The organism is Oscillibacter sp., from assembly GCF_040505565.1.
Classification (GTDB): domain Bacteria; phylum Bacillota; class Clostridia; order Oscillospirales; family Oscillospiraceae; genus Oscillibacter.
In genome coordinates, this window is record NZ_JBEUWZ010000020.1 from 64,110 (window position 1) to 75,448 (window position 11,339).

The following is an 11,339-nucleotide window of genomic DNA, read 5'->3' on the forward strand; positions in this document are numbered from 1 at the left end:
CAAACGTATTGGTAATCGTTTGCATAAGCATATTATCATAACTCGGTTTTCTTTGCAAGTGTTAAAAACTATAAGAATTCCCCGGATTCCTTGTATAAAACCAATAATTCATGGAAAAACTGCACAGTTTTTACTCAAAAAAACGGGACAAGGACTTGACGTTACGCCGAAAGGAGCATATACTTAAAACAAATTAAAGGATTACGTAATTTCAAGACGGCTTACGCAAAGAGAGAAAGCGGCGAAAAGCGCCATACTTGCGCTTTTTCGTTTGTTGCCCGAGAGGTATCCGGGAAAGCAAGAAAAGTGAGAAAGGGACGGTCCTCCACTATGAAAGTGACCATCAGCGATGTGGCGAAGATGGCCGGCGTGTCCACGGCCACCGTTTCACACACCATCAACAACACGCGGTACGTCTCGGAGGAGACGCGGGAAAAGGTCTATGCTGCCATTTCCCAGCTGGGTTATACGCCGGACGCCTCAGCCCGGAGCTTTCGCACCGGAAAGAAAAAGACCATCGGCTTTATTGTTCCGGATATATCCAACAAATTTTTTGCCACGATGATCGAGTCGGTGGAAAATTATCTGGCCGCTGCCGGCTATCACCTCATCATTGCCAATACCAAGGAGGATATGGAGCGGGAGGAGAAGAATGTCCGCCTCTTGACCGCGGGGCTGGTGGACGGCCTTCTGATCGCCAGTACCATGGACAGCTTTGAGCAGCTGAGCAGTCTGCTTCCCGCCGGATTTCCGGTGGTGCTGGTGGACCGGGTCTTCAGCGAGAAAAAATTTTCCTCCGTTTGTGTGTCCAATTTCCAGCCCATCTACCGCAGTGTCTGCCGTCTGGTGGGCAAGGGAGACCGGCGCATCGGCATTATCGGGGGCCTGCCCCGTCTGTCCACCACGAAGGAACGCATTTCCGCCTATCAGCAGGCCATTTCAGACTGCGGTCTGGCTCCGGAGGAGACCTTCATCCGGTACGGTGATTCCATGGAAAACAGTGCGCGTACATGCCTTGATGAGCTGATGGAGCAAAATTGCGACGCGGTGATCGTCACCAACGGCCTGATGGCCTCGGAGTCCATTATCTATCTCCACCGCAAAGGCGTGCAGCTGGCCAGGGACATGGACCTTGTCAGCTTTGTGGATTACGAGTCCGACTTTTACCAGCTCTACGCCAGTCAGATTGACTCGATCGTTCAGCCGGTGAATGAGCTGGGTGTCGCCGCAGGCGAGGAGATTTTGAAGAGGGTGGAGAACCCGGACGCGCCGATTTTTGAAAAGGTACTCACCTCGTCCTACCGACCATATGATTTGCCAAAGTCCTGGAATCATTCAGACCGCTGAACATATGAAAAAAGCGCGCCGTCGGAAAATCCGTCGGCGTGCTTTGTCTGCTGAAAAACTGTTTAAGATGTCCGGACGTTACAGGGAGGCCTTGATATTTGCCGCGATCTGATCGGCGGTGAGGCCGTATTCCCGCAAAACATCTTCCGGCTTGCCGGACTGACCGAACTGATCGTCGACGCCAAGCTTTCGGAATTTGCAGGTGACCTTCCCCATGAGGACGTCGGCCACCGCGTCGCCCAGGCCTCCAATCACACTGTGTTCCTCCACAGTAACCACCGCGCCGCACTGCTTCGCGTATTTCGTAACGCATTGCGCATCGATGGGTTTAATGGTGTGGACATTGATGATGCTGGCGTGGATGCCATCGGACTCCAGGAGCTTTGCGGCCTCCAGGCACTCGCAGACCATCAGTCCACAGGTAAACACCGCCACGTCGGCGCCTTCCCGCATGACGTTGGCCTTGCCGATCTCAAAGGGATAATCCTCCTCAAACACCGGAGAGGAAAGGCGCGTCAGCCGAAGATAGGCGGGACCGTCATATTCCGCCAGAGCAAAGACGGCCTTTTTCGCCTCGTTGGCGTCGGCGGGTACAATGACCGTCATACCGGGGATGACCCGCATGAGAGCAAGGTCCTCAATGGACTGATGGCTGCCGCCGTCTTCGCCCACGGAGAGGCCCGCATGGGTCATGCACAGCTTCACGTTGAATTTCGGATAGGCGACGGTATTGCGCACTTGCTCGTAGGCACGGCCCGTTCCGAACATGGCGAAGGTGGAGCAGAAGGGGATCAGGCCCATGGTGGACATACCGGCGGCCACATCCACCATGTTGGCCTCTGCAATGCCCATGTTGAAGTGGCGGTCGGGATAGACCTTCTTGAATTTCCCGGTCTGGGTGGAGCCGGCCAGATCCGCGTCCAGAACGACCACCTTGTCGTTTTTCGCGCCCAGCTCGATCAGCGCCTCGCCGTAAGCGACGCGGGTTGCGATTTTCTCAGCCATCTTACTTTCCCTCCAGTTCCGCAAGGGCCTGTGCCCGTTGCTCCTCATTGGGAGCCTTACCGTGCCATCCCGCCTGATTTTCCATAAAGGACACGCCCTTGCCCTTAACTGTGTGGCCCAGAATGCACCGGGGCATGCCGGGGACGATGGGGCGGCTCATGGCCTGCGCCACGGCGGCGGCGTCGTTGCCGTCAGGCAGCTCAATCAGGTCGAAACCAAAGGCCCGGAGCTTTGCAGGCAGGTCTCCCAGGCTCATGACCTCGTCGTTGGAGCCGTCGATCTGAAGACCATTGTTGTCAAAGAGGACGGTGAGATTGTCCAGCTTATAGTGGGCGGCAGACATAAACGCCTCCCAGATCTGGCCCTCCTGCACTTCACCGTCACCGCACATGGCGAACACCTTTGTGTCCTTGCCCATGTGCTTGGCGGCCAGCGCCATGCCCACGGCGATGGAGACGCCCTGGCCCAAAGAGCCTGTGGAGGCGTCCACGCCGGGGACCTTTTTCGCGTCGGGGTGGCCCTGAAGAATGCTGTGAAGCTGGCGGAAGTTTTTGAATTCATCCTTGGAGAAGAAACCCAGCTCTGCCAGTATGCCGTAGTAGCAGGGGGCGGCGTGGCCCTTACTCAGGACAAAGCGGTCGCGGTTGGGATCCCTGGGATTCTTGGGGTCCACCCGCATCTGCGTGCAGAACGCGGCGCTCATCATCTCCACCGCGGAGAGTGAGCCGCCTGGGTGTCCGCTGCCGGCGTTGGCGGTCATATTGATAATGTCCCGCCGGACCGCCGCACAGAATTTTTCCAACTCTTGCGTTGTCATATTATTCCTCCATATTCCCGTGAATTTGGGGTTTGTTCCTGAGTCCTTACGGTATCACAAGTGGCAGGACGTGTCAAGAAAGAACCACCTCGCGGAATTCCGCTGTTTTCCGGCGACCCGAGCCGCGTCCCGGAACAAAATACTCTCTGCGGTGAAAAGACGCGGTTCTCCGTGCGGGAGACTTGCGCGGCAGGGAAAACCCCGCTATAATGGTAAAAAATCATAAAAACGGGGGAGCACGTTATGCCAACAAGACTTGAGCGCGACACCATGGGCGAGATATTTGTCCCTGCGGAGCATTTTTGGGGGGCCCAGACGCAGCGCAGCTTTGAAAACTTTAAAATCGGCACGGAGAAGATGCCCGGGGAGATCATCGCGGCCTTCGCCTGCCTGAAGGAGGCCTGCGCCCGGGTCAACGCGGATTGCGGCAAGCTGACGGCGGAGCAGGCGGACGCCGTTTCCGCCGTTTGCGAGGAAATCCGGGCGGGGAAATGGGAGGGGGAGTTCCCACTGGCGGTCTGGCAGACCGGCTCCGGTACCCAGACGAACATGAACGTCAACGAGGTGATCGCCCATCTGGCGGCGGAAAAGGGCGAGCAGCTTCACCCCAACGACCATGTGAATGCCTCCCAGTCCAGCAACGATACCTTTCCCTCCGTGCTGCATATCGCGGCGGTGCTGGCGGTGGAGAGCGGCGTCCTGCCCGCAGCGAAGCGGCTGGGCAGGACGCTGGCGCGGCTGGAGAGGGAAAATGAAGATGTCATCAAAATCGGCCGCACCCATTTGCAGGATGCCACGCCTCTGCGCTTTTCTCAGGAGATATCCGGCTGGCGGGAGTTGGTGGCCGCACCCTGCCGGATGCTGGAGGCGGCTTTGGAAGAGCTTCGGCGTCTGGCCATCGGCGGCACCGCCGTGGGTACCGGACTGAATGCGCCGAAGGGCTTTGACGTCCGGGTCTGCGGGTATCTCACGGAGCTGACGGGGACGGAATTCATCCCGGATGAAAACAAATTCCACGCCCTGACCAGTCAGGATGCGCTGGCGTTTGCCCACGGGGCGCTGAAGGCGCTGGCCGCGAATCTGATGAAGATTGCCAACGATGTGCGCTGGTACGCCGCCGGTCCGCGCTGCGGGCTGGGAGAGGTCCACATCCCGGAGAACGAACCGGGCAGCTCCATTATGCCGGGAAAGGTGAATCCCACTCAGTGTGAGGCGGTGACGATGGTTGCCGTGCAGGTGATAGGCAACGACGCGGCCATCGGCTTTGCCGCGTCTCAGGGGAATTTCCAGCTGAACGTATTTCTACCGGTGTGCGCGCAGAACTTTTTACAGTCCGCCCGGCTGCTGGCGGACGCGATGGACTCGTTCCGCGTCCACTGCATGGAGGGGCTGACCGCCGACCGGGAACGGATGGCGTACAACCTCCACAATTCTCTGATGCTGGTGACCTGTCTGACTCCGAAAATCGGCTATGAAAAGGCGGCTGAGTGCGCCAAAAAGGCCCTTCACGACGGTACGACGCTGAAAGAGGCGGTGCTGGCGCTGGAACTTTTGTCGGCGGAGGAGTTTGATGCGGCGGTGCGGCCGGAGAAGATGGTTTGAGACCCTCTTGCTGGTCAAAGCGCGTTTGATCGTGTTCGCCATCGGGACGCGGAACAGAGCGGGTCGGACGCCCTTATTGGAAAACTGGATTACGAAGAAAAGGAGACCGTCCGCGCTGTGCGCGGACGGTCTCCTTTTTAAATTCCTGAAAAATCAAAATTGGGCGTATATTCCTCCTTTGCGGAGGTGCGCTCCTGCGTGTAGCCGTCGGTGATGCCGCAGTTTTCCATATACTGCACCGCGGCGGCATACTCCGCCCCGGTTACGTGGCGGCGGAGATTTCCCGCCGCCCCCCGCTGGGGCGTGTACTGCGCCATAAGGGAAAACAGCACGTCGCCGGGGCGGAAAGCCGCCGATACCCAGTCGAGAACCTGGCGGGTGTTTTCCAGCTCTCCCGGAAGCAGCAGGTGCCGGATCAGCACGCCGGATTTCAGCCGTCCATTTTCCATTTGGTACGGCCCCGTCTGGCGAAACATCTCCAAGATCGCGGCGCGGGCCCAGTGAAAATAGTCCTCCGCGCCGGAATATTTTTTCGCCGGGCCGGGCAAAGCGTATTTGAGATCGGGCAGGTAAATCTGCACCTTGCCCTCCAAAAGCCGCAGGGTCTCCGGTTTTTCATAACCGCCCGAGTTCCAGACCACCGGCACCGGCAAAGGCCGGTTTAAAGACTCCGCGATGGCGGGAGTAAAATGGGTGGGAGTCACAAGATCGATGCAGGCCGCGCCCTGTGCGATCAACTCGTCATAAATTTCCCGCAGGCGCTGAACGCCGACGGATCTGCCGAGGCCCTGACGGGAGATGGTCCCGTTCTGGCAGAAGCAGCAGCGGAGATTGCAGCCGGAAAAAAAGACGCATCCCGCGCCTCGGTCTCCCACGAGGCAGGGCTCCTCCCACTGGTGGAGCATGGCCTTCGCGGCCACGGGCGTGAGCGGCATGGCGCACACCCCGCCGGAGATGGTCTCCGTTCGTTCCGCGCAGCACTCCCGAGGGCAGAGGGTACAGATCATGCCTGCCCCGCCTTGAAATCGGGACCGAGATTCCCCTCCCGCCAGTGCCTGCGGCAAAGGCCGATATACTGGTCGTTGGCGCCCAGCACCACCTGAGCGCCCTCTTTCAGCACGCAGCCGCTTTTATCAAACCGGGCGTTGAAGGTGGCCTTTTTGCCGCACCAGCAGATGGTCTTGACCTCTTCGATCTTGTCCGCCATTACCAAAAGTTCCTCGCTGCCGGGAAAAAGGTCGCCCTTGAAATCCGCCCGCAGCCCGTAGCAGATGACGGGAATACCGCAGTCATCCACCAGGGAGACCAGATAGTCCACTTCCTCTTTAGTCAAAAACTGGGCCTCATCCACAATGATGCAGGCGTTTTGCTGCAATTCCATGGGGTTGATCGTTTGCATCTCGTCGAAGTAAATGCAGGGGTATTTCAGCCCGATGCGGGAGGAGACCATGTGGTCGCCGTCCCGGGAGTCCAGCCGGGGCTTCACCAGAAGGGTCTGCTGGCCCCGCTCCTCGTAGTTAAAGCGAGTCATCAGCGCGTTTGCCGTTTTGCTGGAGCCCATGGCCCCGTATTTAAAGTAAAGCTGTGCCATTGATGTTGATTCTCCCTCTTATGTTTCCTGGTTGTGTGCCTCCGGCTCCCCAGCGGGCGTGTCGGCCGCCGCGTCCGGCTCATAAGCGGCCCGGTCCTCGGTGGACATGCTGTTCAGCAGGGCGTCGGAAATGGTGGCGTTCCCCAGAGGTGGATCTAGCAGGAGCGTGTCCAGCACCATTTTATGGCACTTTTCACAGTGCCATACGGTTTTGTATGAGTACAATTTACCCTCATTCAGCATACTTACAGATACACTGGGTATGGTGAGAAATTTAGGCATATCAGGGCGCCAGTAGACGCTATCCCGGCCCCCCTGCAGATAGCCCTTGACCATGTCTCCGCCGCACCAGGGGCATTTCTCCGGCGGGCCCTCCGGTTCCTCGGGCTTCTCATCTCCCCGGAACCGCGACAGAAAGGTCTGAAAGGGAGAGGCTTTCTCTCCCGGCTGTTCCGCTTCCCCGGATTCCGGAGACTGCGCCTGGCGGGCGGTCTTAAAATATTCGTGGAATTCTTCGGAGACCGAGGGCGTTTTTTTCTCCTCCGGCTCCTGCGATTCTTTCTCTTTGGACTTCTGGTATTTCTCCCACTCGCCCTCGTCGTCCTGATTCCAAAAAGCCATTTCGCTCCTCCTTTACGGCGTCACAGCAGCAGCTGCATGAAAATGGTCCCCGGTAGGGGGCTGTCGTTATACCGGGGAATTTCATAGAAGCCCAATTTCCGGTACATGTGGATGGCGGTGGTCAGCATGGGGAGAGTGTCCAGATTCATAGAGCGGTACCCGATCTCCCGCGCGTCGGAGAGCAGCCGGTTCACCAGTGCCGCGCCCACCCCCTTTTTCCGAAACTGGGGGCGGACATACAGCCGCTTCATCTCACAGGTCTTGTTGTCCAGTTTGCGCAGGGCCACGCAGCCAGCCGGTTTTCCGTCTACCCGGGCAAGATACAGCCGCCCGTCGGGCTTTCCGTATTTCTGGCGCAGATTGGCAAGTTCCGCATCGCAGTGCTGTACCTGAAGGTAGGACGCAAAGGGCGGCACTGCCATAATCAGTGTGTCCACGTATTCCTGAATCATGGAACGCATGACCTCCGGCTGTTCATAGGCCAATTCCAATGTCAATAACATAATCGCAGTACCTCGCTTTCCGCCGGGCTTACAGCTCCAGCTCCATATAGATCGTCTCCGGCAGGGGACTGTCGTTATAGCCGGCAATCTCCACAAATCCCCGCCGCCGGTACATGGCGATGGCCGTGGTCAAAAACGGCAAGGTGTCCAGCAGCAGCTTCCTGTAGCCGATCTCCCGCGCGTCCGTCAAAATCCGGTCCATCAGCGCCGCAGAGATCCCCTGCCCACGATACGGAGGTCGGACATACATCCGTTTCAGTTCGCAGCGCGCTTCGTCCAGCCTGCGCAGCGCGACGCACCCCACTCCGGCTCCGTTCGCCCGCGCAAGATACAGCCGCCCGCCGGGCAGACCGTATTTGCCGCGAAGATCGTCCAGTTCCGCGTCGTAGTGCTGAATTTTTAAATATTCCGCAAAGGACGGACTCTCCCGCACCAGCATATCCGTGTATTCCTGAAACAGCGAACGAATCTCTTCCTGATCGTCATATGCAAGCTCCAGCGTCAAGCCCATGGCGAAGTGCCTCCTTCAAGATTTTTCTCTGTGCCTTTTTCTCCCAGCAGGATCTTTGCCTCGCTTAGAAACCGGGCGAAGGCCGATGGGATGGCCCTCTTTTCAAGCTCCGGTCCGTCCGCCCAGAAAAAGTCCCCCGGCCCGTCGCCGGAGACCTCCAGCACATACCCGGTCATGTGCCATTCCACATGGCTGAAGATGTGCTTTGCCGTCAGGCGCTGGTTCCATGCGCTGGGTGTCAGTCCCCAGAGGATGGACTGCGCTCCGGCGGCGGCTTCATCCAGTGTTCCGTCCGCGTTTGGAAATTCCCAAAGACCGGCCAGAAGCCCATCTGAGGGCCGCTTTCGCAGAGCAATTTTTCCACTCCTTGAGAAAAGAAAAACTGTTTTCTCCTCCACCCGCCGCGCTTTTTTAGGTGATTTCACCGGCAGGCTTTCCGCCGTGCCTAGTCTCCGGCCAAGGCAGCTGTCCGCCAGCGGACAGACGTCGCATTTTGGCGGACCGCCGGGTACGCAGACCACGGCGCCCAGTTCCATGAAGGCCTGGTTAAAAACGCGGATATCCTCCGGCTCAATGGGCATAATCGGCTCAATCTGCTCCCGGATGGACTTCTTCGTCTTTGGGTCCGCGATATCGCCGTGGCAGTCCGTCAGCCGGGTAAACACCCGGAGCACGTTGCCGTCCACCGCCGGCTCCCGTCGTCCAAAGGAAGCCGAGGCGACCGCGGAGGCGGTGTAGTCCCCCACGCCCGGCAGGGCCAGCAGTCCTTCGTAAGTGTCCGGGAATTCTCCGCCCAAATCCGTTGCTACGGTCCGCGCCGCGCTTTGCAGATTTCGGGCCCGGCTGTAATATCCAAGTCCCTCCCAAAGTTTCATGAGCCTTTCCTCCGGCGCGTGTGCCAAAGCTTCCACCGAGGGGAAGGCGGAGAGAAAACGCTGATAATAGCCCAGCACCGCCGCCACGCGGGTCTGCTGGAGCATGATCTCCGACACCCACACGCGGTAAGAATCCCTGGTTTTCCGCCATGGCAGGTCCCGGGCATTGGCCCGGTACCAGGCCAAAAGCGGCGGAACAATTTCCGATAGAGTTGTCAGCGGGGCATGGGGCATGATATAATGTACTCCTAATTGAATTTTAAAAATTTACCGCTCTGCTCGCGCTTTTTCAGGATAAGCGGCGGTGGAACACGGCGGAAGGAGAGCTTTCGGCGGACCGTTTTTTCTTCCGCTTCCGCGCCGGCCTTCTCCCGTATTGCTTCTTAGTATATCATATTCACCGGCGGCGGAATATCCCTTTTTAGAAATTTTTAAAAACCTCTTGACCTTTCCCCTTGTGGAGGGTATAGGATACGTTCAGAAAGCGAGGGAATGGGCTTTGAAGATCAACGAAGTGGAGCAGATAGTGGGCATCACCAAGAAAAACATTCGCTTTTATGAGGCAGAGGGGCTTCTGAACCCGCAGCGCAACAGTGAAAACGGCTATCGGGACTACGGTGACAGCGATGTGGAGGCGCTGCGGCGGATCAAGCTGCTGCGGAAGCTGGGCGTCCCGATCGAGGAGATCCGCCGCCTCCAGAGCGGGCGGCTGACGGTGGAGGATGCCATGCGCCGCCACCAGGTGGCCATCGACCGGGACACGGAGAATCTGAGCAAGGCCAGGGCGGTGTGCGGCTTATTGGCGGAGAACGGGACCACGATGGAGGATTTGAATGCCGAGGCGGTGCTGACCCGGATGGAGCAAATGGAACAGGAGGGGACCACCTTTATGAACAAGCAGAAGGACGATGTGCGCAGGCGTTATGTTGCCCCAATTGTCTGCGCGGTTTTAATGACGGTGCTGATGATCGGCCTCATCTGGCTGATGGTCTGGGCGTTTCAGGAGGATCCGGCGGGCGCGCCGCCCATGCCGCTGCTGGTGCTGCTCGTGGGAATTCCCGCGGTGGTGATCGTCGGCGTGGCCATTGCCCTGATCCAGCGGCTGCGTGAGATCGGCAAGCGGGAGGAAGATGATGCAAGGCGGTTTTGAGTTTCAGTCCCGGCAGCGTGAGCGCCGCAGAAAAGCCAACGGAAGCGCGTGTATCGCCGTGTTCTGGGAGGTGGCCATGGCTGCCCTGCTGCTATGGGTCCGGGCACGGTACTTTTCCCAGGATGACGTGATGCGCCTGGTTTTGTTGATCCTGGCCGTGATCGACGCGGCTTTGATGATTCCAATTTTGATCGCGAGAAAACAAAGAATAAAGGAAATTGCAGGAGGAGAAGAAGATGAAGCTGGTCAGTATTGAAACGATTCCTGGGCAGGAATTTGAAGCTATGGATGTGGTGAAGGGCACCGTGGTCTACAGCAGGAACTTCGGCCACGACTTTATGGCCGGGATGAAGACGCTGGTGGGCGGTGAGATCACGGGTTATACGGAGATGCTGAACGAGGCCCGCGCCATCGCCACGAAGCGCATGGCGGACGCGGCGCAGGAGCTTGGCGCCGACGCGGTGGTGGGGCTGCGGTACGCATCCTCCTCCGTGATGCAGGGGGCCGCTGAGGTGGTGGCCTACGGCACGGCGGTAAAATTCAAATAATGCGCGTCACATTTTTGGCCCACAGCGGCTTTTTGGTGGAGCTGGATTCCGTCTGCCTGCTGCTGGACTGGTGGAAAGGGGAACTTCCGGAGCTGCCGGATAAGCCCCTGTTCTGCTTTGCCAGCCACCAGCACCACGACCATTTTAATCCCCAAATTTTCTCCTTAGACGACGGCAGGAAAGAGATCCGTTTTCTGCTGGGGAAGGATATTCAGCTGTCCGCACACAACCGAAAAAAATGGAACCTCTCCGATGTAACGGCAGAGAAGTGCGCCGTTTTGAGCGGGAATGAGAAGATTGACCTGCCCCACGGCGTCACGGTGGAGACCTTGCCCTCCACCGACGAGGGAGTGGCATTTCTGATGACCTGCGAAGAGAAGACGATTTACCACGCCGGAGACTTGAACTGGTGGCACTGGGAGGGAGAGGATAAGGCCTGGAACCGGAATATGGAAACGGATTTCAAGCGATTTGTGGAACCGCTCCGCGGTCGGAGAATTGATTTGGCCTTCGCCCCGCTGGACCCCCGGCAGGAGGGAGCCGCCGACTGGGGGCTGCGCTATCTTCTGGAGCTTGCCGAAGTGAAAAAGCTGATCCCCATGCACCAGTGGGAGGACTACCGTCCCACGGAGGCGTTTTTGAGGGCCCTCCCCCAATGGGCGGAAACCGTGCTGCCCGTGGAACGGCTTGGACAGCAGTGGATTTTGTGACTTCAGCCGCGGCGGAAAGCCCTTCAATCAATGAAAAAAGCGCGCACCTCTGCGGTCCT

General features: G+C 58.3%; 14 protein-coding genes. 6 read left to right on the forward strand and 8 right to left on the reverse strand.

The window, feature by feature from the left end; genetic code table 11:
• Positions 1 to 330 precede the first annotated feature (330 nt).
• A complete protein-coding gene (locus ABWQ15_RS10735; protein WP_353908771.1) occupies positions 331 to 1,347 on the forward strand; it encodes a LacI family DNA-binding transcriptional regulator in 1,017 nt (338 codons plus the stop codon).
• 78 nt (positions 1,348 to 1,425) lie between these two features.
• On the opposite strand, the gene ABWQ15_RS10740 is transcribed toward ABWQ15_RS10735, so the two are convergent.
• Positions 1,426 to 2,352 carry a transketolase family protein gene (locus tag ABWQ15_RS10740; RefSeq protein WP_353908772.1) on the reverse strand — a complete coding sequence of 309 codons (927 nt, stop codon included), beginning with the start codon at positions 2,350 to 2,352 and terminating at the stop codon, positions 1,426 to 1,428.
• 1 nt (position 2,353) lies between these two features.
• Positions 2,354 to 3,169: a transketolase gene (locus ABWQ15_RS10745; protein WP_353908773.1), complete on the reverse strand. Its 816-nt coding sequence runs from the start codon at positions 3,167 to 3,169 to the stop codon at positions 2,354 to 2,356.
• 243 nt (positions 3,170 to 3,412) lie between these two features.
• On the opposite strand from ABWQ15_RS10745, the gene fumC reads away from it, so the two are divergent.
• Complete coding sequence (gene fumC / locus ABWQ15_RS10750) at positions 3,413 to 4,771, forward strand: class II fumarate hydratase (protein ID WP_353908774.1); 1,359 nt, start codon at positions 3,413 to 3,415, stop codon at positions 4,769 to 4,771.
• A 137-nt stretch (positions 4,772 to 4,908) separates the two neighbouring features.
• On the opposite strand, the gene ABWQ15_RS10755 is transcribed toward fumC, so the two are convergent.
• From ABWQ15_RS10755 to mutY, 6 genes are read right to left on the reverse strand one after another with little or no spacing between them, the layout of a single operon-like run.
• On the reverse strand, positions 4,909 to 5,778 hold the full coding sequence (locus tag ABWQ15_RS10755; protein ID WP_353908775.1) for a radical SAM protein: 870 nt from the start codon (positions 5,776 to 5,778) through the stop codon (positions 4,909 to 4,911).
• Complete coding sequence (locus ABWQ15_RS10760) at positions 5,775 to 6,362, reverse strand: thymidine kinase (RefSeq protein WP_353908776.1); 588 nt, start codon at positions 6,360 to 6,362, stop codon at positions 5,775 to 5,777. The genes ABWQ15_RS10755 and ABWQ15_RS10760 overlap by 4 nt, the downstream gene beginning before the upstream one ends.
• 18 nt (positions 6,363 to 6,380) lie before the next feature.
• A complete protein-coding gene (locus ABWQ15_RS10765; protein ID WP_353908777.1) occupies positions 6,381 to 6,983 on the reverse strand; it encodes a PF20097 family protein in 603 nt (200 codons plus the stop codon).
• 20 nt (positions 6,984 to 7,003) lie between these two features.
• Complete coding sequence (locus ABWQ15_RS10770) at positions 7,004 to 7,486, reverse strand: GNAT family N-acetyltransferase (RefSeq protein WP_353908778.1); 483 nt, start codon at positions 7,484 to 7,486, stop codon at positions 7,004 to 7,006.
• A gap of 28 nt (positions 7,487 to 7,514) precedes the next feature.
• The gene (locus ABWQ15_RS10775) at positions 7,515 to 7,997 is read right to left on the reverse strand and encodes a GNAT family N-acetyltransferase (RefSeq protein ID WP_353908779.1); all 483 of its coding nucleotides are present in this window, start codon (positions 7,995 to 7,997) and stop codon (positions 7,515 to 7,517) included.
• Positions 7,988 to 9,106, reverse strand: a complete 1,119-nt coding sequence (mutY, locus tag ABWQ15_RS10780; RefSeq protein ID WP_353908780.1) for an A/G-specific adenine glycosylase — start codon at positions 9,104 to 9,106, stop codon at positions 7,988 to 7,990. Before mutY ends, ABWQ15_RS10775 begins: the two co-directional genes overlap by 10 nt.
• 265 nt (positions 9,107 to 9,371) lie before the next feature.
• Here mutY and ABWQ15_RS10785 point away from each other — a divergent pair, with 265 nt between their 5' ends.
• Genes ABWQ15_RS10785 through ABWQ15_RS10800 form a run of 4 tightly spaced genes read left to right on the forward strand, consistent with a single transcriptional unit; the run spans position 9,372 to position 11,280 of the window.
• Positions 9,372 to 10,022 carry a MerR family transcriptional regulator gene (locus ABWQ15_RS10785; RefSeq protein WP_353908781.1) on the forward strand — a complete coding sequence of 217 codons (651 nt, stop codon included), beginning with the start codon at positions 9,372 to 9,374 and terminating at the stop codon, positions 10,020 to 10,022.
• The gene (locus ABWQ15_RS10790) at positions 10,006 to 10,278 is read left to right on the forward strand and encodes a hypothetical protein (protein WP_353908782.1); all 273 of its coding nucleotides are present in this window, start codon (positions 10,006 to 10,008) and stop codon (positions 10,276 to 10,278) included. The genes ABWQ15_RS10785 and ABWQ15_RS10790 overlap by 17 nt, the downstream gene beginning before the upstream one ends.
• Positions 10,259 to 10,570, forward strand: a complete 312-nt coding sequence (locus tag ABWQ15_RS10795) for a YbjQ family protein (RefSeq protein ID WP_353908783.1) — start codon at positions 10,259 to 10,261, stop codon at positions 10,568 to 10,570. Before ABWQ15_RS10790 ends, ABWQ15_RS10795 begins: the two co-directional genes overlap by 20 nt.
• Complete coding sequence (locus ABWQ15_RS10800) at positions 10,570 to 11,280, forward strand: MBL fold metallo-hydrolase (RefSeq protein ID WP_353908784.1); 711 nt, start codon at positions 10,570 to 10,572, stop codon at positions 11,278 to 11,280. The genes ABWQ15_RS10795 and ABWQ15_RS10800 overlap by 1 nt, the downstream gene beginning before the upstream one ends.
• Positions 11,281 to 11,339: the final 59 nt, after the last annotated feature.